23 protein-coding genes are annotated in these 20,007 nt (G+C 66.1%); 11 read left to right on the top strand and 12 right to left on the bottom strand.

The window, feature by feature from the left end; translation table 11 throughout:
- The first annotated feature begins 113 nt into the window (after positions 1-113).
- On the top strand, positions 114-398 hold the full coding sequence (locus ACQR1L_RS24665) for a hypothetical protein (protein ID WP_434860515.1): 285 nt from the start codon (positions 114-116) through the stop codon (positions 396-398).
- Positions 399-627: 229 nt separating this feature from the next.
- The gene (locus ACQR1L_RS24660; protein WP_434860514.1) at positions 628-840 is read left to right on the top strand and encodes a hypothetical protein; all 213 of its coding nucleotides are present in this window, start codon (positions 628-630) and stop codon (positions 838-840) included.
- A gap of 189 nt (positions 841-1,029) precedes the next feature.
- Here ACQR1L_RS24660 and uvrB read toward each other — a convergent pair whose 3' ends face one another.
- The 4 genes from uvrB to ACQR1L_RS24640 all read right to left on the bottom strand — a co-directional run bounded on the left by uvrB (position 1,030) and on the right by ACQR1L_RS24640 (position 6,692).
- A complete protein-coding gene (uvrB, locus tag ACQR1L_RS24655; protein ID WP_434860513.1) occupies positions 1,030-4,365 on the bottom strand; it encodes an excinuclease ABC subunit UvrB in 3,336 nt (1,111 codons plus the stop codon).
- Between the two features lie 740 nt (positions 4,366-5,105).
- Positions 5,106-5,288, bottom strand: coding sequence for a hypothetical protein (locus tag ACQR1L_RS24650; protein ID WP_434860512.1), 183 nt, complete (start codon positions 5,286-5,288; stop codon positions 5,106-5,108).
- Between the two features lie 201 nt (positions 5,289-5,489).
- On the bottom strand, positions 5,490-5,702 hold the full coding sequence (locus ACQR1L_RS24645) for a hypothetical protein (protein WP_434860511.1): 213 nt from the start codon (positions 5,700-5,702) through the stop codon (positions 5,490-5,492).
- A gap of 66 nt (positions 5,703-5,768) precedes the next feature.
- The gene (locus ACQR1L_RS24640) at positions 5,769-6,692 is read right to left on the bottom strand and encodes a LysR substrate-binding domain-containing protein (protein WP_434860510.1); all 924 of its coding nucleotides are present in this window, start codon (positions 6,690-6,692) and stop codon (positions 5,769-5,771) included.
- A gap of 91 nt (positions 6,693-6,783) precedes the next feature.
- Between ACQR1L_RS24640 and ACQR1L_RS24635 the strand changes: the two genes are divergently transcribed.
- The 3 genes from ACQR1L_RS24635 to ACQR1L_RS24625 are packed head-to-tail and all read left to right on the top strand — an operon-like array spanning position 6,784 to position 8,522.
- Complete coding sequence (locus ACQR1L_RS24635; protein ID WP_434860509.1) at positions 6,784-7,548, top strand: TSUP family transporter; 765 nt, start codon at positions 6,784-6,786, stop codon at positions 7,546-7,548.
- A gap of 8 nt (positions 7,549-7,556) precedes the next feature.
- Positions 7,557-7,793 (top strand): hypothetical protein, encoded by a 237-nt coding sequence (locus ACQR1L_RS24630; protein ID WP_434860508.1) that lies wholly within the window; start codon positions 7,557-7,559, stop codon positions 7,791-7,793.
- 33 nt (positions 7,794-7,826) lie between these two features.
- Positions 7,827-8,522 carry a glutathione S-transferase family protein gene (locus ACQR1L_RS24625; protein ID WP_434860507.1) on the top strand — a complete coding sequence of 232 codons (696 nt, stop codon included), beginning with the start codon at positions 7,827-7,829 and terminating at the stop codon, positions 8,520-8,522.
- On the opposite strand, the gene ACQR1L_RS24620 is transcribed toward ACQR1L_RS24625, so the two are convergent.
- Complete coding sequence (locus ACQR1L_RS24620; RefSeq protein WP_434860506.1) at positions 8,519-9,307, bottom strand: crotonase/enoyl-CoA hydratase family protein; 789 nt, start codon at positions 9,305-9,307, stop codon at positions 8,519-8,521. The two genes, ACQR1L_RS24625 and ACQR1L_RS24620, sit on opposite strands and share 4 nt — an antisense overlap.
- A gap of 96 nt (positions 9,308-9,403) precedes the next feature.
- Here ACQR1L_RS24620 and ACQR1L_RS24615 point away from each other — a divergent pair, with 96 nt between their 5' ends.
- Entirely contained in the window at positions 9,404-10,012 is a 609-nt protein-coding gene (locus tag ACQR1L_RS24615) for a TetR/AcrR family transcriptional regulator (RefSeq protein ID WP_434860505.1), read from the top strand.
- On the opposite strand, the gene ACQR1L_RS24610 is transcribed toward ACQR1L_RS24615, so the two are convergent.
- The 4 genes from ACQR1L_RS24610 to ACQR1L_RS24595 all read right to left on the bottom strand — a co-directional run bounded on the left by ACQR1L_RS24610 (position 9,987) and on the right by ACQR1L_RS24595 (position 12,190).
- Positions 9,987-10,472, bottom strand: a complete 486-nt coding sequence (locus ACQR1L_RS24610; protein ID WP_434860504.1) for a hypothetical protein — start codon at positions 10,470-10,472, stop codon at positions 9,987-9,989. The two genes, ACQR1L_RS24615 and ACQR1L_RS24610, sit on opposite strands and share 26 nt — an antisense overlap.
- A gap of 15 nt (positions 10,473-10,487) precedes the next feature.
- Complete coding sequence (locus ACQR1L_RS24605) at positions 10,488-11,147, bottom strand: hypothetical protein (RefSeq protein WP_434860503.1); 660 nt, start codon at positions 11,145-11,147, stop codon at positions 10,488-10,490.
- Positions 11,148-11,291: 144 nt separating this feature from the next.
- Complete coding sequence (locus ACQR1L_RS24600; protein ID WP_434860502.1) at positions 11,292-11,975, bottom strand: HAD family hydrolase; 684 nt, start codon at positions 11,973-11,975, stop codon at positions 11,292-11,294.
- Entirely contained in the window at positions 11,972-12,190 is a 219-nt protein-coding gene (locus ACQR1L_RS24595; protein WP_434860501.1) for a cysteine-rich CWC family protein, read from the bottom strand. The genes ACQR1L_RS24600 and ACQR1L_RS24595 overlap by 4 nt, the downstream gene beginning before the upstream one ends.
- Before the next feature lie 160 nt (positions 12,191-12,350).
- On the opposite strand from ACQR1L_RS24595, the gene ACQR1L_RS24590 reads away from it, so the two are divergent.
- The 5 genes from ACQR1L_RS24590 to ACQR1L_RS24570 all read left to right on the top strand — a co-directional run bounded on the left by ACQR1L_RS24590 (position 12,351) and on the right by ACQR1L_RS24570 (position 18,764).
- A complete protein-coding gene (locus ACQR1L_RS24590) occupies positions 12,351-13,883 on the top strand; it encodes a DUF1800 domain-containing protein (protein WP_434860500.1) in 1,533 nt (510 codons plus the stop codon).
- Positions 13,880-15,103 carry a DUF1501 domain-containing protein gene (locus ACQR1L_RS24585; RefSeq protein WP_434860499.1) on the top strand — a complete coding sequence of 408 codons (1,224 nt, stop codon included), beginning with the start codon at positions 13,880-13,882 and terminating at the stop codon, positions 15,101-15,103. The genes ACQR1L_RS24590 and ACQR1L_RS24585 overlap by 4 nt, the downstream gene beginning before the upstream one ends.
- A 124-nt stretch (positions 15,104-15,227) precedes the next feature.
- Positions 15,228-15,548 carry an antibiotic biosynthesis monooxygenase family protein gene (locus tag ACQR1L_RS24580; RefSeq protein WP_006609227.1) on the top strand — a complete coding sequence of 107 codons (321 nt, stop codon included), beginning with the start codon at positions 15,228-15,230 and terminating at the stop codon, positions 15,546-15,548.
- 532 nt (positions 15,549-16,080) lie between these two features.
- On the top strand, positions 16,081-16,431 hold the full coding sequence (locus tag ACQR1L_RS24575; RefSeq protein WP_434860498.1) for an endonuclease domain-containing protein: 351 nt from the start codon (positions 16,081-16,083) through the stop codon (positions 16,429-16,431).
- Positions 16,432-16,781: 350 nt separating this feature from the next.
- Positions 16,782-18,764 carry an AI-2E family transporter gene (locus tag ACQR1L_RS24570; protein WP_434860497.1) on the top strand — a complete coding sequence of 661 codons (1,983 nt, stop codon included), beginning with the start codon at positions 16,782-16,784 and terminating at the stop codon, positions 18,762-18,764.
- Between the two features lie 179 nt (positions 18,765-18,943).
- On the opposite strand, the gene ACQR1L_RS24565 is transcribed toward ACQR1L_RS24570, so the two are convergent.
- From ACQR1L_RS24565 to ACQR1L_RS24555, 3 genes are all read right to left on the bottom strand, one after another.
- A complete protein-coding gene (locus ACQR1L_RS24565) occupies positions 18,944-19,417 on the bottom strand; it encodes a GNAT family N-acetyltransferase (RefSeq protein WP_434860496.1) in 474 nt (157 codons plus the stop codon).
- A 59-nt stretch (positions 19,418-19,476) separates the two neighbouring features.
- A complete protein-coding gene (locus ACQR1L_RS24560; RefSeq protein WP_434860495.1) occupies positions 19,477-19,671 on the bottom strand; it encodes a hypothetical protein in 195 nt (64 codons plus the stop codon).
- A gap of 67 nt (positions 19,672-19,738) precedes the next feature.
- Positions 19,739-19,984, bottom strand: a complete 246-nt coding sequence (locus tag ACQR1L_RS24555; RefSeq protein WP_434860494.1) for a hypothetical protein — start codon at positions 19,982-19,984, stop codon at positions 19,739-19,741.
- Positions 19,985-20,007 lie beyond the last annotated feature (23 nt).

Here is a 20,007-nt window from a genome sequence, read left to right as displayed (position 1 = left end):
AGCATCTGCAGGTACATCTCCGCGATCTCGCGGCGCGTTGTGCGTCCGAGCTTTGATCTCATCTCCACCCTTCACGTGAAGGGCGCAGGGAAGGCCGGGCGCTGGCCGCGCCCGTGGCCCGCCTGCAGAAAAGAAAGCAGGCGGCAGTCACCACAGGTCTGGCCGAACACACCCGGCCCTCCCTGCGCGATGGCTTTACGACTTATACGTGGTCTCCCTGGTGCGCCGGGCTTGTTGGCCACCATGGCGACAATGCGCTCGCGCGCCTTGCGCTGGACACCAGCATCGGGGTGTCAGGACCGCACGATTTCGCCGTGCGCAACGAACCGTTCGTCGGCGCGGCCGAAGCCACGCTGCGATCCGCTACGCCCATCGCATTCCGCTGCCGACGTCCATGACGACCGCGATACGTCCCCTCCGACGCAACGGAACGGGCGGAGAGTAATGCTGATTTGGCGAAGTCGCCAAGCGGTTTATTTTCGTTGGAGGGGACTGGACAGGTTTTCGGGAGCGCGGACTGATTTGCCCGACGAGCGGGCGACCGTGACTCGGCCGCTTCTCTATCGTGCCCGCTTGATCTAGGATCAAACGTGCTGATCGATCGATGCTCCTCGTTCAGGACGCTGCATGCGTTGTTGGCGTCATGACCCGCTCTACGATTATTGGAAGTACGGCTGGGGTCTCGTCTTTGCACTGATCTATCTGATCGGCGTCGTTGCCTTCCTCCGTCACGCATGGCGGTCGCGATCGGCGGACGTCACCTACAACTGGCGTCGTGTTGTCGTGTTATTCCTGACGATTGGCCTGATGATCTACCTGGTTTTCATCGTCCAGATCTGAGCGCTTCGGTCTCGTCCCTCGTGATGAACGCACCCGCGGGCACGTTCTCGCAATTGCCCGCCATACTGACGGTGCGCTCCCTCTCCCCGTTCTTCACGGGGAGAGGGTTGGGGTGAGGGGCAGCCACAGCGGCAGTATGAGTCGTGAGTTCGTCGCCACTAGCTTGCCGGCGGCGCAATGGGCGCACTCCTACCGCTTCTTCCAGCCACCCCGCTTCCCTGGCGCACCACCCGTCGACCGCGGCGCTGGGCCGAACTCCGGGCCGGACTCGCGAGAGTTGGTCGGCTGGATGATCTTGCTGGTGCTGCCGAAGGGTTTGGGCGGCAGCTTGGCGTTTGGGCGGTAGGGGAGGGATTCCGGGCCGTGCATCTCGTCGAGATGGGGTTTGTGGACCTTCGAGCCGGACGGAGTCGCCGCGGGGCGGCCCTCACCCCGACCCTCCAAGGGTGAGCTTCGCTCGTCCCGACCCCGTGAAGGACGGGGAGAGGGAGCCGAGGCACCGCCGTCGCGGTCGGAAGAGCCAACGAGATCACCGATCGAGGGCGCCAGCGGGTCGCGCTCGCGCGACTTGGTGCCGCCGCGCGCGGACGCGCCGCGGCCCTTCATCGCCGCGGTGGGCAGGTTGGCGGCGTCGCCGTATTTCTTCGCGCCCGCGTAAGCCCCCGCCTTGTCCTGAACCGTGCGCTGCTTGGCGGTGGGGTCGTCGACCACCGCGAGCTCGGTGGCGCGGAGGCGCTTGACCTCGTCGCGGAGGCGGGCGGCTTCCTCGAAGTTGAGGTCGGCGGCGGCCTCGCGCATGCGGGTTTCGAGGTCGGCCAGCACGGCCTCGAAATTGTGGCCGATCGAGATGACGTCGTCGGTGGTGGTGCCGCCGCCGGTTTCGATCAGCACGTGGTCGCGCTCGTAGACGGAGTTCAGAATGTCGCCGATCGACTTCTTCACGCTCTCCGGCGTGATGCCGTTGAGCGTGTTGTACTCCATCTGCTTCTCGCGGCGGCGCGTGGTCTCGGCCATCGCGCGCTCCATCGAGCCGGTCACCTGGTCGGCATAGAGGATCACCTTGCCGTCGACGTTGCGCGCGGCGCGGCCGATGGTCTGGATCAGCGAGGTCTCGCTGCGCAGGAAACCTTCCTTGTCGGCGTCGAGGATCGCGACCAAGGCGCATTCGGGAATGTCGAGGCCTTCGCGCAGCAGGTTGATGCCGACCAGCGCGTCGAACGCGCCCAAGCGAAGATCGCGGATGATCTCGATGCGTTCGATGGTGTCGATGTCCGAGTGCATGTAGCGGACGCGGATGCCCTGCTCGTGCAGATATTCCGTAAGATCCTCGGCCATGCGCTTGGTCAGTACCGTGATCAGCGAGCGATAGCCCTTCTGTGCTGTCGCGCGGACCTCGCCGAGGAGGTCGTCGACCTGGGTGCGGGCGGGGCGAATATCGACCGGTGGATCAATCAATCCGGTCGGGCGGATGACCTGTTCGACGAACACGCCGCCGGCCTCGTTGATCTCCCACGCCGCCGGCGTGGCCGACACCGCGACCGTCTGCGGCCGCATCATGTCCCACTCCTCGAAGCGCAGCGGACGGTTGTCCATGCAGGAGGGCAGGCGGAAGCCGTATTCGGCCAGCGTCGCCTTACGCCGGAAGTCGCCGCGGAACATGCCGCCGATCTGCGGCACCGTGACGTGGCTCTCGTCGGCGAACACCAGCGCATTGTCCGGCACGTATTCGAACAGGGTCGGCGGCGGCTCGCCGGGCAGGCGTCCGGTGAGGTAGCGCGAGTAGTTCTCGATGCCGGCGCAGCTGCCGGTCGCCTCCATCATCTCGATGTCGAACGTGGTGCGCTGCTCCAGCCGCTGCGCCTCGAGCAGGCGGCCCTGCGCGTGCAGCTGGTCGAGCCGGATCTTCAGCTCATGTTTGATCGACTTGATCGCCTGCACCAGGGTCGGGCGCGGGGTGACGTAGTGCGAGTTGGCGTAGACCTTGATGAACTCCAACTCGTCCTGCTTGTGTCCGGTGAGCGGATCGAACTCCTCGATATTCTCGACGGTGTCGCCGAACAGGTTCACGCGCCAGGCGCGATCCTCATAGTGCGCCGGAAAGATGTCGATGACGTCGCCGCGGACGCGGAAGGTGCCGCGGGTGAAATCGTGCTGGGTGCGCTTGTATTGCAGGGCGACGAGGTCGGCGATCAGCTGGCGCTGGTCGATGCGCTCGCCCTTCTTCAGCGCGAAGGTCATCGCGGTGTAGGTCTCGACCGAGCCGATACCGTAGATGCACGACACCGAGGCGACGATGATGACGTCGTCGCGCTCCAGCAGCGCGCGCGTCGCGGCGTGGCGCATGCGGTCGATCTGCTCGTTGATCGAGGAATCCTTCTCGATATAGGTGTCGGTGCGCGGGACGTAGGCCTCGGGCTGGTAGTAGTCGTAATAGGAGACGAAGTACTCGACGGCGTTGTCCGGGAAGAAGCTCTTGAACTCGCCATAGAGCTGGGCGGCGAGCGTCTTGTTCGGTGCCAGGATGATCGCCGGGCGCTGCGTCGCCTCGATCACCTTGGCCATGGTGTAGGTTTTGCCGGAGCCGGTGACGCCAAGCAGCACCTGGGTGCGGTCGTTGCGCGCGATGCCCTCGACCAGCTCCTTGATCGCCTGCGGCTGGTCGCCCTTCGGCTCATAGGCCGACTTGATCTCGAAGCGGACGCCGCCTTCGGACTTCTCCGGGCGCGGCGGGCGGTGCGGGGTCCAGACCTTCAGCGAGCCGTCGTTCTTGCGGAACTCGGGGCGCCCTTCGCGGATCAGGGATTCCAGCGCTTCCGCGGTGGCCTTGACGCCGAGCGCCTCCATCTTGTTGCGCGGGGGACGGGCGAGGGCTTCCTCGTCGTCCTCGGCCGTCGGCAGGCCGAGCTGCCGCGCGAGCTCGGGATCGAGGGTGGGGATGGTGGCCGAGGTGCCGAAATTGGCCTGGGGGGCTTCGGCGAATCCGCCTGCGTTGCCCTCCATCAGCAGGTCGTCGTGTGGCAGGCCCCCACCCTGACCCTCCCCCGCAAGCGGGGGAGGGGACGCTGGGGGCGCGGTCCCGATGTCTTCGCTGGCTCCGGCGAGCGGCGCGTGGCCAGCTCCGGCGTTAGGCGCCAGCCGCCTGGAGCCCTCCCCCGCTTGCGGGGGAGGGTTGGGTGGGGGAACGCTAGGACCTCCGCTCTCCGATGTCTTGCGCGAACCGACCGGCTGCGGATTCGGCCGCAGCGGCATGCCCCGCGCGGCATCGCCCGTCGCCACATCCGCGCTCTTGCCCTTGGTCGACGCCCGCGCGCGGTGCGCGGCGGCTTCGCCGCCGCTGCGGCGGTCCCAGGAATTGTCCGGCGGCGGCTTCAATCCGGTGGAGGAACCGATGCCGCTCTCGCCGCGATTGATCGCGGGGTTCAGCAGTTCCGCGAGCGCGGGCGCGATCGGCTGCACATCGGGACGATGCGCTTTGGATTTCGGGGTACGGCCGGGCTTTTTGGGGGTGTCGGGGGTCTTCGCCATGGCCCGAATATGGGACCGAAGGGGGCGACATGAAAGAGCGATCGGGCCTTGTCACCAGCCCTGCTGACAGCATGGTGGCAGCAGGCGGAACGATCCTGGCATGATGGGATGGCATCACGCTTTCATCGCCGCCCATCGCCCGGATCATCACGACGGCAGGCGCTGCGATCTCGGTCTCACCCTCCCCTGGAGGGCAGGGCAATCGCATCTGGAAAATTCCAGGCCGTCGCGACGAACGATCCTGCAAGTTAGTTACTCCGTCATGCCCGGGCTTGTCCCGGGCATCCACGTCGTTCTCAGCATGCCGGCCGACGTGGATGGCCGGGACAAGCCCGGCCATGACGACGTGGAAAAAGATGAGCACAAAGCTGCGACCGTCACATGCGATTGCCCTGCCCTGGAGGGGGAGGGTCGCTCGCCCGCGAAGCGGGCGAGCGGGGTGGGGTGGGGTGAAGCCGCAGACACCGGAGCAAGTGGAGAGATCACCCCACCCCGGCTCACGCGCGCCTCGCGCCCATGAGCCGACCTCCCCTTGAGGGGAGGGTGAAAGCGGGGCTGACGGTGAAGCTGCGCGCGCTATGGAATCGAAAACGTACGTAAGGCGACCGCGCCGCGATGACGCAAAAGCAAATCACGCTGTCGATCGCGTCGGCACAGCAACCATTCGATGAAGCGCCGAGCGGATCAGCCAGCGTGACGTGTGTCGGTGGTCGCTGGGGGCGTGATCACTGTGTCGGTGATCAATGCTTGGTCGGCTGCTCGACGATATCGAGATGCACGCCGTGGCAGGCGACACATTGCAGCGCCCAATATTCGGAACCGCCCCGGCCATTGATGACGCTCAGGATGCTCAGCTCCGCATCGCAATCCGGGCATCGCGTACGCACGGAATAAGTGAGGTGTTTGACGGCAGGCTCAGCCATGAATTGCAGTCCGCATTACGAATATACTCGGCATTTGAATTGGCGTTTCAATGTCGCCTTTGAGCCAACTGGCAGCGGAGGTGGACTCATTGAGACTTCACTCTCTGAGATTGTTTCACGCCGCGCTATCCGTCTTTTCCCGGGGGTGGGTCGATATCCTCCGTCGTGTGCCTCGAATGCCGACGCATGCGCTTGCGGAGCTCAGCCCCAACGCTTGCGGAAACGGTCGATGTGGCTCTTGGCATCGGCAACGGCCATGTCCGCATCCGACCATGCGAAGCCGACCTCGAGCGATGGGAACGACACGCCATTGATCACCACCGGAGTCATGTCTGCGCGGCGAATCCGCGCGTGCCACAAGCCGCGTCCCGCCTCGAACGGCTCGATGGCGAAATCCTCATACAAGTACGTCATTGCGCAGTCCTGGATGTCCCGAACGGCAACGACAGCATGAATTGGTCCAGCCATATGTGAACAGGTTCACACACTGGCGTCTTTTTTCATCGCCTCCTTTCGTTGCGAATTCCGCGAGGCGGGCTGTCCGGCCGCGCGCATGATCCAGCGCCGGAACGCCGCGAAATCGCGTTGTCCGGCCTGGAAATGCCGGTACACGAGATACCAGCGCTCGCCTTTCGGGACGGTCAGCGCGAACGGTGCAACCAGACGTCCTGCGGCAAGGTCGTCGTCGATATAGGGACGGATGCCCATGGCGACGCCGAGGCCGTCGATCGCGGCCTGCAATGCGTGGCCGTAATATTGAAATTCGGTGCCGCGTGCGCTGACGCGCGAGACACAAGCGGCCTTCAACCATAGCGGCCAGTCCTCCGCCGCATGCGACACCCGCAGCAGGCTCGGGCCCTTGAGATCGCTCGGCCGTTTCAACGTCGCGGCGAGCCGCGGCGTGCACACCGGCACCAAATCGGCGGCGAACAATGGCTCGGCGACCAGGCCCGGCCAGGCGCCGTCGCCGAGCTTGATGCCACAGCTCCAATCGTCGCCGAACGGCACCGCCGCGCCGCCGGTGGTGATGCGCACCTCGATGTCGGGTTCCTCGGTGCTGAAATCGGCCAGCCGCGGGATCAGCCATTTCATCGCGAAGGTCGGGCCGACGCCGAGCGTCAGCACCCGCATCGACGACGGCGCCATGATCTGCGCGGTGAGACTCGACAGCGCATCGAAGATCGGCGTCAGGCCGCTCTGATAGGCACGCCCCGGCGCGGTGAGCGCGAGACGGTTGGCCTTGCGCTCGAACAGCACCACGCCGAGCCGCTGCTCCAGCAGGTTGACCATGCGGCTGATCGCTGCCGCCGAGACGTTGAGCTCGCTGCCGGCCGCGGCGAAGCTGCCGGTCCGCGCCGCCGCCTCGAATGCCTTGATGCCGTTGAGAAACAGGAGCCGCCGCATGTTGCCCTCAGGAAAACTGATGGAGGGCAAGATAACCCCGTTTGTGCTCGCCTCGCCAGTAGGCGATCATTGCTGACGAAGGAGACCAGCCATGACGCCCGTCCTGATCGCAGCGCTCGGATTGCTGATGGTGGCGACCGCATTCCTGTCGGGCCTGTTCGGCATGGCCGGCGGACTGATCCTGATCGGCGTGCTCTTGGCGATCATGCCGCTGCCGGCGGCGATGGTGCTGCACGCGGTGACGCAGATGGCCTCCAACGGCTGGCGCGCGGTGCTGTGGCGGCGGCACATCCGCTGGCGGCCGGTCGCGGTCTATCTCATCGGCTGCGCGCTGGCGCTCGGGCTGTGGGCGCTGGTGCGCTACGTGCCGGACAAGCCGGTCGCGCTGCTGCTGCTCGGCGTCACGCCGTTCCTGGCGCGGCTGATGCCGGCCTCGCTCAAGCCCGATCCGGAGAGCGTCTGGCAGGGCGCGGTCTACGGCATGATCTGCATGGGGCTGATGCTGATGACCGGCGTCTCCGGGCCGCTGCTCGACACCTTCTTCCTCGGCGCGCGCTTCGATCGCAAATCGATCGTCGCCACCAAGGCGACCTGCCAGGTCGCGAGCCACCTCACCAAGTTGATCTATTTCGGCGGGATCATCGACCAGGCGGCGCAGCTCGATCCGGTGCTCGCGGTCGTGGCGATCGCGGCGTCGATGCTCGGCACGACCTTGGCGCGGCGCATCCTGGAGGCGATGAGCGAGCAGCAGTTCCGGGTCTGGGCCAACCGCATCATCACGGCGGTGGCGAGCTACTACATCCTCTATGGCGGCTGGCTGCTGCTGGTCGCGCAAAGCTCCGTTGCAGCCGAATGAGGTGCGCGATGACCGGATCAGCCGATGCCCTGGTGCTGGATTTCGTCGAGTGGATCGCGCTGAAGCCGCGCAGCCATGCGGACGTGGTCGAGACGTGGCGGACGAGCTGTCCGCGGCTGACGATCTGGGAGGATGCCGCTGACGCCGGCTATGTCGCGCGCAGGCCGGCCGCGGGCGGCGGCGTCATTGGCGTCACCGAGGCCGGCGCGCAGCTGCTGCGCGACAATGGCCGAGTCGTGAGCTAGAACGATCTCCTCGCAGGAAGAGGGGATCGAAGCATGTCACTGAAGCTGTTCGAACTCGTGGGCACCGATGCCGGCCGCCCGTTCAGCCCGTTCTGCTGGCGGACCCGCATGGCGCTGGCGCACAAGGGGCTGAGCGCTGAGACGATCCCCTGGCGCTTCACCGAGAAGAGCGCGCTCGTGCCGCATGGCTCGGAGAAGGTGCCGGTGCTGCTCGACGGCGACCGCACGATCGTCGATTCCTGGGTGATCGCCGGCTATCTCGAAGACACTTATCCGGATCGTCCCTCGCTGTTCGGCGGCGCCGGCGGCCACGCGATGGCGCGCTTCATGAATGCGTGGGGCGACATCGCCATCGTCGGCGGCATCTTCCCGCTGATCATCGCCGACATCCCGAAGAACCTGGCGCCCGAGGACGCCGCCTATTTCCGCACCTCGCGCGAGGCGCGGTTCGGCAAACGGCTGGAAGAGGTCATGGCGCCGCGCGACCAGGCGGTGATCGGCTTCCGCAAATCGCTGGAGCCGCTGCGCCAGACATTGAAGGCGCAGCCCTTCATCGGCGGCCATGCACCTGATTATGCCGACTACATCGTGTTCGGCGGCTTCCAATGGGCGCGCGTGGTCAGCCCGTTCAAGCTGCTGGAGGAGACCGACAGCGTCTATGCCTGGCGCGAGCGGCTGCTCGATGCCTTCGACGGACTGGCGCGGAAGTCGCCGGGATTTGCCGTCTAGCCGGAGACGCGTGGCGGCCGGCGTTCGCGCCAGGCCGCCAGGCCTGCGTCGAGGTCGCGGCTGCCGACCAGCGCCGCGAACTGCTCGGCTTCGACCTGCAGGCCTTCGCCGATCGCCATGTTGAGGCCGCGCGTCGCCGCTGTGATCACGGCCGCGACGGCGTCCGGGCCGTGGCGGATGATGCGTTGGGCGAGCGCGCGAGCCGCCGGCAGCAGCTCAGCATGCGGCACGACCGCGTTGACCAGGCCGATCTGGAGCGCGCGCTGTGCCGGGAACGGATCGCCGGTGAGCAGCAGTTCGAGGCCGCGCTTGCGCCCGACCAGCCGCGGCAGCCGCTGCGAGCCGCCGAAGGTCGGCGGCATGCCCAGCCGGATCTCCGGCTTGGCGAAGCTCGCGCGGTCGCTGGCGACCGCCAGATGCACGGCTTCCGTGATCTCGCAGCCGCCGCCGAAGGCGAGCCCGTTGACGGCGGCGATGACCGGCTTTTGAAAGGCCTCCAGCCGCGCCGTCATCGCCTGGCCGCGGCGCACGAAGTCGCGCAGCGCGGCGGCGCGCCCGTCGGCGACGCTTTTGCTGAACTCGTCGATATCGGCGCCGGCCGAGAAGGCGCGGTCGCCCGCGCCGGTGAGGATCACGGCTCGGACGGCGGGATCGGTCTCGATGCGATCGAGCGCGGCCATCAGCGCGTCGATCAGGGCGTAGTCGAGCGCATTCAGCCTGTCAGGCCGGTTGAGCGTGAGCAGGGCGATGCGGTCGGAGAGGTGAAACAGGACAGGCTCGGTCATGACGGCGCCTCGCGGGTGGGCAGGGATGCCGCAGAGACTAGGCGTGGCGCCGCGCAAGGTATATTCACTGGTTAGTATATATTGCCGGAGCGCTGCATGGCCCGTTCCTCCGATCCGACCCAGGCGCGCATTGTCGCCGCGGCGAGCAAGCTGTTCTACGCCGAGGGCATTCGCGCCGTCAGCGTCGATGCCGTGGCCGAGACGGCCGGGATCACCAAGAAGACGCTGTACTATCACTTCCGCAGCAAGGACGACCTCGTCGCCGCCTATCTCGCCGCGCGCGACCAGCCGAACCTCGCGCTGTTCAAACGCTGGTTCGACGAGGCAGGTGGGGCGTTGCCGGACAAGGTTGCCGCGATCTTCCGCCGTCTTGCGGAGTCCGCACGGCATCCGAAATGGCGCGGCTGCGGCTTCCTGCGCACCACCGCCGAGCTCGCCAATCTGCCCGGCCATCCCGCGATCAGGATCGGCGCCGCGCACAAGAAGAAGTTCGAAGCCTGGCTGCAGGCCACGTTTGCCGAGGCGGGCATTGCCGGCGCGAGCGAATTGGCGCGGCAGATGCTGCTGCTGCTCGACGGGGCCTTCGCCGTCGTGCTGCTGCACCGCGACGCCAGCTACATGGAAACCGCGGGCGAAGCGGCGCGGGCGCTGGTGGCGGCGGCGCTGCCGCGCAGGACGCTCAGCCGCCGCAGCCGCGGCCCCTGACCTGCTCGCCGCGCACGACCGTCGCCACCACCTGGCTGGCCATGGAGTCGAAATCGGACGGCTTGATGTAGCCGGCGGCGTAGGCTTCCTGGGTCAGGCGCTCGATGCGGCGATCCTCGGCCGTGGTCCAGACGCCGGCGATGTAGGTCGCGCCGGCCGGGCCATAGATCTCGGGATAGCGCTCGTTCTGGTTCTGGCGGTGATAGTAGTAGTGGCCGAGGCCGCTGATGAAGTCCTTGCGCTTGTCGCCGCAGCGATCGCTCCAGGCGCGGTCGAGCGCCTTCAGCGCATCCTGCCGCTGCGACTGACGCGCATCCCGGGTGTACTTCTCGTGGTCCTCGAACTCCGCGCCGCTCACCGGCGGAAACACCCTCGCTTGCGGCGGCGCCGGCTTCAGGAAGATGTGTCCGGCGACCTGCCAGACGACGATGGCGGCGATGATGAAGATGAGCCGTTGCATGGCAGCGCCCGCTTGCTAGCGCCGGTCGCGCTGCGCCTGCCGGATGCGGCAGACCGATGATTCGTCCGACCACAGACCGGGGCCGGCGAACATCGGGACGTCTTCGCGGATGTCGGCCGGGAAGTCCGCCTTGGTGACACCCTTCTCGTCGAAGGCCGCGAACAGTGCTTCCTTCACACGCTCGTCCAGCGGCGTGCTGACGCTGGCTGCGGCTTCCTCCATGGATTTTTCGGAGCAGACCTTCATGCCGAGGAAATTGCGCTTGCAATCCAGCTTGGCCACGTAGGCGCGCGTATAGGCCGAGACCGCGTCGACGAGATTCTGCTTCTGGGTCTTGTCGCAGGGCGACAGCTTGTAGGCGGTCGCGGCCTGCAGCGCGTCCATCCGCAACGCATCGAGCTTGGGATTCTTGTCGCTCTGCGACGTGTGCTCGGCGAGCCATGCCTTGCGTTCGAACTTTTCCTTGGACCTGGCATCGCCGAACTGCATGTCCACCGTCGCGGACAGCGGTGCCACCACGGCCACTGTCTGGGAGCCACCAGCAAGGTTCGACACGGTTTCGATCGGGGCCGACCAGGTCGAGGCGCCCGGCAAAGGAAAGCCCCTGACGGCCCAGCTCACACCACCGAATGCCAACACGAATGCTGCGCCCACGGCGCCAATAAATCGCAACATGAAACGACCCATCCACGAACGCCGCTAAGGTAGTCCATGCGGGTTAATGCATCCACCAGCGCCGCGCGATGCGTGCATCGACGTGAAGAGAAGGTGACCGTCTTCGGCGGCTTTTGAAGACAATGGCTGATGAACGCCGTCGCTTCAGGTCCTGACGGACAGCACCGCACGTTCGGCGAGCAGTGCGATGGTCGCGTCGAGGTCCGGCAGCACGGCGGCGCATTTCGCGCGCGACTGCTCGGTCGGTGGCACGATGTCGGGCACCATCAGCGTGATCGCGCCGGCGGCGTGCGCCGCGGCCACGCCGGGATTGGAATCCTCGATCGCGATGCAGGCGTGCGCACGCGTGCCCAACCGTTCGGCGGCCAACAGATAGAGATCGGGATGCGGCTTGGCGCGGGTGACATCGTCGCGCGTCAGGATCGCGTCGAAGCGATGATGGATGCCGGCGAGCCGAAGATGATCCGCCGCCGTGTTGCGCGAGGACGAGGTGACGATGGCCTTCGGCAGACCGGCGGCCTCGATCGCGGCGAGCAGGTCGATCACGCCGGGCTTCAGCGGCATCCCCGCCTGCAGGATCTCGGCGGTCTTGGCGGCGAACAGCCGGTTGACCTCATCGAGGGGGAAATCGTCGCCGAAATGGTTGCGCAATGTGCGCTCATTGTCGGGCCCGGGAATGCCGATCATGGCATGACAGAGCTCGGTCACACCCTCGACATGGCCGAGCGAATTGAAGGCCGCGATCGAGGCTTCCAGATACACCTTCTCGGTGTCGAGCAGGGTGCCGTCCATGTCGAGCAGGACGGCATCGACGTTCCAGCGCGTCATGAGCCCAGGTCCGCCTTGGCCAGCCGCTTCAGGCAATCGGCGCACAGGCAGTCCTTGAAGGCGCTCTGCCCATCCTTCGGCAGCGGCAGGCGGACGCTCTCGTCGAAACACCAGCAGGCACCGTGGGGATCGCAGGTGAATGTCGTGCCGCAGGACTCGCACACGAGCTTCCGCGCGGTAACGTTTGCTAAACGATTTGTCACGTTCGGAACCACGCGCGGCGCGTCCTTTTCATGTCCGGTTCATCTGTCGCGGCAAGTATAGTCCGTGACAATCGGCCGCGCCATCGCCCTCGACGGTCGCGGCAACAAAGCTGTGCGGGCTCCTGCGCTCGCGCGACCTGCTGATGAAGCGGTCTGCTGATGAGGATGAGACATGGCGCGTGATGCGAAGGCCGCCCTGGTCGCGTTGAACCGTTTCGGTTTCGGCGCCCGCGGCGGCGCCTCGGGCGATCTCGTCAGTGCCGCCTCGGATCCGCGCGGCTATGTCAAGGCCGAGCTCAGCCGTCCCACCGGCGCGTTGCTCGAAGTGCCCGGCCTGCAGCCGACGCCGGCGCTCGCCGACACGGTCTTCGCCTATCAGGAGGAGGTCAAGCGGGCGCGCGAGGCAGCCGCGAAATCGGCCGCCGAAACGCCGTCGATGGATCAGCCCGGCCAGACGCGGGGCCTGTCCATGAACCGCGCCGACGCGCCGATGGCCGCCCCAGCCTCCGCTGCACCGGCCACAGGCGCCAGCATGGCGCCCGCTGCGGCAGATCCGGCCCAGGCGAAGCCGGCGCAACCGCAGCAACCGCCCAACGTCGTTCAGAAGACCTTCCGCGCCGAGGCGCTGGCGCGGCTGCAGCGCGCGATCCTCGCGGATTGCGGCATCACCGAGCGCCTGGTGGCGTTCTGGTCGAACCATTTCTGCATCTCGGCCGCGAAGGGCGAACTGGCGCGCATGTGGGCCGGCGCGTTCGAGCGCGAGGCGATCCGGCCGCATGTGCTCGGGCGCTTCGCCGACATGCTCAAGGCGGTCGAGCAGCACCCGGCGATGCTGTTCTTCCTCGACAATCAGGAATCGCTCGGCCCGGACTCGCGCGCCGGCCAGAACCGCAAGCGCGGCCTCAACGAGAATCTCGCGCGCGAGATCATGGAGCTGCATACGCTCGGCGTCGGCGGCGGCTACACGCAGGACGACGTGACCTCGCTGGCTCGCATCATCACCGGCTGGAGCTTCGCCGGCCGCAATGCCCGCAACGGCCCGCCCGGCAGCTTTTTGTTCAATGCGAACGCGCATCAGCCGGGCCCGCAGACTCTGCTCGGCAAGGTCTATCAGGACAACGGTCTCGCGCAGGGCGAGGCGGCGCTCGCCGATATCGCGCGCCATCCGTCGACGGCGAAGTTCATCGCCACCAAGCTGGCCCGCCATTTCGTCGCCGACGATCCGCCGCCCGCGCTCGTCGCCAAGCTCGAAACAACGTTCAAGACCAGCGACGGCGACCTCAGGGCGGTGACGCTGGCGCTGCTGGACTCCGATGAGGCCTGGTCGGCGCCGCTGACCAAGATCCGCTCGCCGTATGAGTTCCTGGTCGCCGGCGGCCGTCTGCTGGCGCGCGTCCCGGAGGACCCCGGCTTCTATCTCAATGCGCTGAACACGCTGGGCCAGCCGCTCTGGGCGCCGGCCGGTCCGAATGGATTTGCCGACACCAATGCGATGTGGGCGGCGCCGGAGGGCATGAAGCTGCGGCTCGACATTTCTGCGCAACTCAGCGCGCGCCTCGGCAACAATCTCGATCCGCGCGATCTGCTCGACCTCGTGGCGGCCGGCGCCGCGTCATCAGAGACGCGGCAGACCATCGAGCGCGCCGAGACCCGCCAGCAGGCGCTGGCGCTGCTGCTGATGTCGCCGGAATTCCAGAGGAGATGACGATGGATCAGGCCACGATCTCGCTGCTGCCGTCGCGCCGCCATCTGCTGCTGGCGGGCGCATCCTTTGCCGCCTGGGGCTACCTGCCGAAATTTGCCCGGGCCGCCGACCAGCGCGATCCGCGCCTGATCGTCGTCATCCTGCGCGGCGCGCTCGATGGGCTCGCCACCGTCGCGCCGATCGGTGATCCCGACTACACCGGCCTGCATGGTGCGATTGCGCTCGCGACGGACGGCGCGCATCCGGCATTGCCGCTGGATTCGTTCTTCGCGCTGCATCCGTCGATGCCGGAATTCGCGCGCATGTATCGCGCCAGGCAGGCCGCGGTGATCCATGCGGTCGCCACGCCATATCGCGAGCGCTCGCATTTCGACGGCCAGGACGTGCTTGAAAGCGGCTTTGCGGGGCCGGGCCGCGTGCAATCCGGCTGGCTCAATCGCGCCCTCGAAATCCTGCCGCGTGGGTCCCGTGTTGCCGGTGCGCTCGCTGTCGGACCGACCGCGCCGCTGGTGCTGCGCGGCGGCGCGCCGATCGTCGGCTGGGCGCCGGTGACGTTGCCGCAGGCGGATGACGACACGGCGATGCGGCTCGTCGATCTCTACAGCCAACGCGATCCCGCCTTGGCCGCGGCGCTTTCGCAAGGACTGAAGCTGGAGAAGGTCGCGTTCGGCGACGACATGAAGCCGAAAGCCGGCGGCAACCAGATTGCAGCCATGCGCCAGGTCGCGCGCGGCGCAGCCAAGCTGATGGCCGCCGACGAGGGCCCGCGTGTCGCGGCGCTGGCGTTCGATGGCTGGGATACGCATGCCAATGAGGGCGGCGCGGTCGGGCGGCTCGCGCAATTGCTGTCGGGGCTCGACGGCGCGCTCGCGGAATTCGAGAACGGATTCGGCCCGCGCTGGCGCGACACGGTGGTCGTGGTGGCGACCGAGTTCGGTCGCACGGCCAGGATCAACGGCACGCAAGGCACCGATCACGGCACCGGCACGATCGCCCTGCTTGCGGGCGGCGCGGTGAAGGGCGGACGCGTCATCGCCGATTGGCCGACGTTGAAGATGGCGAGCCTCTATCAGGGGCGTGACCTCGCGCCGACCACGGATCTGCGCGGCGTGTTCAAGGGCGTGCTGGCCGATCACCTCGGATTGAGCGAGCGCGCGCTCGGCGAGACCGTGTTTCCGGAGAGCGCGGCCGTGAGGCCGCTCAAGGGTCTCCTGGCCTGAGGATCGCGCGGCGTTTCGTTCGATTGCTCAAAACATCGCCGCAGCGGCGGCGACGACCGCAGGCGCATGGCGGCGTGAAGTCTGCTATGCCTGGATGCAGCGGCATATCATCCAGGAGAACACCATGTTCATCGCCATGAATCGGTTTCGCGTCGCCAAGGGCTCGGAAGCGGCCTTCGAGCAGGTCTGGCTGTCGCGCGACAGCCATCTCGACAAGGTCCCCGGCTTCGTCGAGTTTCATCTGCTGAAGGGGCCCGAAGCCGAGGATCACACGCTCTACGCCTCGCACACGATCTGGGCATCGAAGACGGCTTTCGAGGACTGGACCAAGTCCGAAGCCTTCCGCATGGCCCACAAGGGCGCCGGCGACAACAAGCCGCTCTATCTCGGCCCGCCGCAGTTCGAGGGTTTCGAGGTGAAGCAGACGGTGGGCGGGAAGAAGTAGTTCTCGCTTCGACTCCCGCTGTCCGCCCAGACGGCGGTGCGCTCCCTCTCCCCGTCCTTCACGGGGAGAGGGCTGGGGTGAGGGGCAGCCGCACGGGCGGTGATCATTTAGGCACGTCGGATATCCGTCGCAGCGTTGAGATGTTCAGCGTTGCAAGTTCTTCGAGACGAACGACACATCTCGAGCCGGCTGGTAGGTCCATTGGCCTCGCGCGTTACTATGCGCTGATCTTAGTTGCCGCCGAAGCCACTCTGTACCCTGATCAAGGCAACACTTCCCGTGCGGCTGCCCCTCACCCCAACCCTCTCCCCGTGAAGAACGGGGAGAGGGGGCGCAGCGACGTTGTCGAAGCAGATCGGAACACGCATGAGATACCTACGCTGATAGCAGTGGCGTGATCTGACAGTGAGGACAGACATTGCTGCCGTCTCATCGTTGGGGCAATCTGCCTCGGCGCGGGCGCAGCAACCTCTCCCCGCTCTTTGCGGGGAGAGGTCGGATTGCGCAGCAATCCGGGTGAGGGGCATGGCACATGCGGGGCCCAGATATCAAATTCATCGGACGGGCACGGCGGCTCCGCGTCAACCAGACGAATGCGGAGACGGTGCTATGGAACAAGATTCGTAATCGTCAGCTCGACGGCCATAAGTTCGTTCGGCAGTTGCCGATCGGAGGATACATCTGCGACTTTGTTTGTCGGGAAAGATGTCTGATCATCGAGGTCGACGGCGGTCAGCATAGCGGCTCGACGCGGGATGCAGTTCGGGATCGCAGGCTGAGCGAGGAAGGTTATCGGGTTCTTCGCATCTGGAACAATGATGTTCTTGGAAACATCGAAGGGGTGCTCGCGATCATTCAGCAAGAGCTGACGGCGGGAGATTAGATTGCTGGAGTTGATACTTCCCGTGCGGCTGCCCCTCACCCCAACCCTCTCCCCGTGAAGGACGGGGAGAGGGAGTGCACCGCGTGCTTGGCTGCTCTTTTACCAACAAAGCGGTCACAAGCGACGTCTTTGGCTCTTGAACGCAAAGCCTCTCGGTCCAAGCCGCCGATCAGCGCGCATGCGACGTAGCGCGCACCTGGGGAACTGGAGCCTCACGAGTCCGTTATTGCGTGTCGGAAACGGGCGAACCGAAGCGGGCAGGCCGTACGCGTTGAGGCTCTGTGTTTTGAGTCCAGCCAAGGCCCCGACGGTCATGCGCGCAGCGGTTCCTCGCTCGGAAAGAGAGATTGATGATCAGCCGACAGCCGCTCAAGGCCCGTAGCACCGAGGATGTTCTCGGGCTCATCAATGCCCTGGCGGTCGCGATCTTCGCGGTCATCATCATCGCGCTGCTGTATTTTGGCCGGGACATTCTGGTCCCGATCGCGCTTGCCATCCTGCTCAGCTTCGTCCTGGCGCCAGTGGTGACACAGTTGCAGCGGCTTCGGGCTCCGCGCGGACTGGCTGTCGTCACCGTGGTCTTCTTTGCATTCGTCGCGATCTTTGCGCTGGGCAGCCTGCTCGCCACTCAGCTCGCGCAGCTCGCCAGCGAGTTGCCGAAGTATCAGTCCACGATGAGCGAGAAGATCCAGTCGTTCCGCGACACCAAAGCCGGGCGGGGGACGCTGGAGCGTGCCTCGGACATGCTCAAGGATCTGGGCAAGGAGCTCGACAGGCCGAAGGAGCCGGAGGCAACTCCGGTCCCGAGTGGTCGTCGGACGACGCCGTCAGGGCCCGTGGCCCCCATTCCGGTCGAGGTCCGGCAGCCTGATCCCGGCGCGCTCGACAGCCTTCGGACGCTGATCTCGCCGCTGATTCATCCGCTGGCGACGACAGGCATCATCGTCATCTTTGTGATTTTCATCCTGCTGCAACGTGAAGACCTGAGAAATCGGCTCATTCGCCTCGCCGGCTCATCGGACCTGCAACGCACCACGGCGGCCCTCGATGATGCGGCTTACAGGCTGAGCCGGCTGTTCCTCACGCAACTCGCCCTCAATGGCGGCTTCGGCGTGGTGATCGGCGTCGGCTTGTGGATCATCGGCATTCCCAGCGCCATTCTCTGGGGCATCCTCGCCGCGGCGCTGCGGTTCGTACCCTATATCGGCGCCGTCATCGGCGCGGCGTTTCCGCTGGCCCTGGCCGCCGCGGTGGACCCTGGCTGGACGATGCTGATCTGGACGCTGGCGCTGTTTGTCGTGGTCGAACCGGTGCTCGGCCACGTCATCGAGCCGATGGTCTACGGGCGCAGCACGGGCCTGTCTCCCGTGGCCGTCGTGGTGTCCGCGGCGTTCTGGACCGCGCTGTGGGGGCCGATCGGACTGGTGCTCGCCACACCGTTGACGGTCTGTCTCGTCGTCATCGGGCGTCACGTGGAAAGCCTCGAGTTCCTCGACGTCATGTTCGGCGATCGACCTGCGCTCTCGCCTCCGGAGATCTTCTACCAGCGCATGCTCGCGAGCGATCCGACGGAGGCGGCCGAAAAGGCGGAAGAGTTTCTCAAGGAGCGCTCGCTGATCGCCTATTGCGATGAGGTCGCGGTGAAAGGGCTTCAACTGGCCCAGGCCGACGCCGAGCGAGGGGCGCTCGCTTACGATCGACTTGCAACGATCCGCGATGCCGTCACCGAACTGACGGACGATCTGTCCGATCAGTATGAGGGCCCGGCCGCGGCAGGCGAGACGACCACGGATCCGGAAGCGGCATCAGCCATCGACGACGCCGCGCGCAGCGAGGCGATCGACACCATCCCCGTTCTCAGCAAGGAGGAGCTTGCGGAGGGGTGGAGAAGCGAGCAGCCGCTCCTGTGCATGGCCGGTCGAACGCCGATCGATGAAGCGGCCGCGGTGCTTCTCGCGCAGCTGTTTTCAGCGCACGGATTGGGCGCGAAAGTCTCAGGCGCGGAGGCGCTTTCGACCGTCAACGTCATCAAGCTGGAGCCGGCCGGCGTTGCGATCGCGTGCCTGGTCTATCTCGGCCATCCCGGCGTGGCCCATATGCGCTACGGCGTTCGCCGCTTGAAGCGGCGTATGCCCCGGGCCAGCGTGATGCTGCTGTGCTGTGCGGCGGATCTGGACCAGGGAGCAGCGAAGGCACTGCAGGACGCGACCAAGGCGGATCGGGTGGCAACCAGCATGGGCGAGGCCGTCAGAATGTGCGTTGAAGCCGCGCAGAACAAGCCGCCTGAGCCGGTGCCGTCAGCCCGGTTGGATGCGACGACGAACGTGGCGTGAGACCCGCATCGACGATCCAGAACGGGAGATAAAAAAAAGCGGCCCCGGTCAGAGACGGCGACTGACGGGGACCGCTGAAACGCGTGACCGGTGACGGGGGATGATCAGGCGTTGGCGAAAGCCTAGGTCCGAGCCATGACAGTCACGTGACAGGTCCGGTGGCGTGAGCAGCGCTGGCGTCAGAGCGTCTTGCGGTAGACGATGAACCCGGAGCGCTCGGCGATCTTGTCGTACAGCGCCTGCGCTGTCGTATTGGTTTCGTGGGTCTGCCAATAGACCCGGGTCGCGCCGGCCCGGCGTGCCTCAGCATAGACAGCTTCGATCAGGGCGCGGCCAACGCCCTTGCCGCGTGCGGCCTCGCTGGTGAAGAGATCGTTGAGATAGCAGAGCGGCACGATCGAGGTGGTGACGCGGTGATACAGATAATGCGCGAGGCCGATCAGCGCGCCGTCGCTCTCAGCGACCAGGGCATGCATCGGCTCGGCGGGATCGAAAAACCGTGTCCAGGTCGTCGCGGTGATCTCGAGCGGGAGCGCCGTCGGACCCGACCGGCCGTAGAACGCGTTGTAGCCGTCCCAGAGCGGCCGCCAGCGCTCATAGTCGTCGCGCTCGATCGCGCGGACCGTGAGAGTTCTTTCCTGAGCGTCTTGCATGAAGGAGTGCCCGCTGTTCGAGACCGACAGGTTCTCGATAAGCGCAGCCGCGCCTTCGATCAATCGGGGACTGGCAGCGACGGGTCTGAGGCCGGCGGCCTTGCCAATTCAACCAGAGCCGCCTCACCCTCTGCGGTCCTCGGCGACAGCGAAAGCTCGCCGCGCCGTTCGATGATGATCAGCAGTGACGCCGCCAGCAGGATTGCGAGGGCCAGAGTCACGGCAACGATTACGACCGTTGATTTCATCGCCATTTGGAGTGCGAGACAATCATCGCCTGTTGTCGCGAAAACCGCGAAGGGTTGTCAAAATGGCTTCCTGCTAAGCGAGCAACGACAAGACGGCGCGAACCGACAGCACGGTGAGTGTGAAGCTCAGTGAGATCGTGCTGGCGGCGATGACCACGGCGACGGTGGTGGTGAGGCCGGGCGAAAGGGTCAGCGTCGCGTTGTCGTGGAAGCCATTGACCGTGGTGCTCAGGTCTTGATGATGTTCCGATCGCTGCGGCGATGCCTGGCCGCGGACCCAACTGAACCTCGGAACGGAAGCTCGACGCCACCGGGACATACGACGAATCCCTTACCCCTACA

This window comes from Bradyrhizobium sp. HKCCYLR20261 (genome assembly GCF_051168435.1).
Lineage (GTDB): Bacteria > Pseudomonadota > Alphaproteobacteria > Rhizobiales > Xanthobacteraceae > Bradyrhizobium.
Note: the sequence above shows the minus strand (reverse complement) of the source record. Positions and strands in the feature narration are given on the sequence as shown.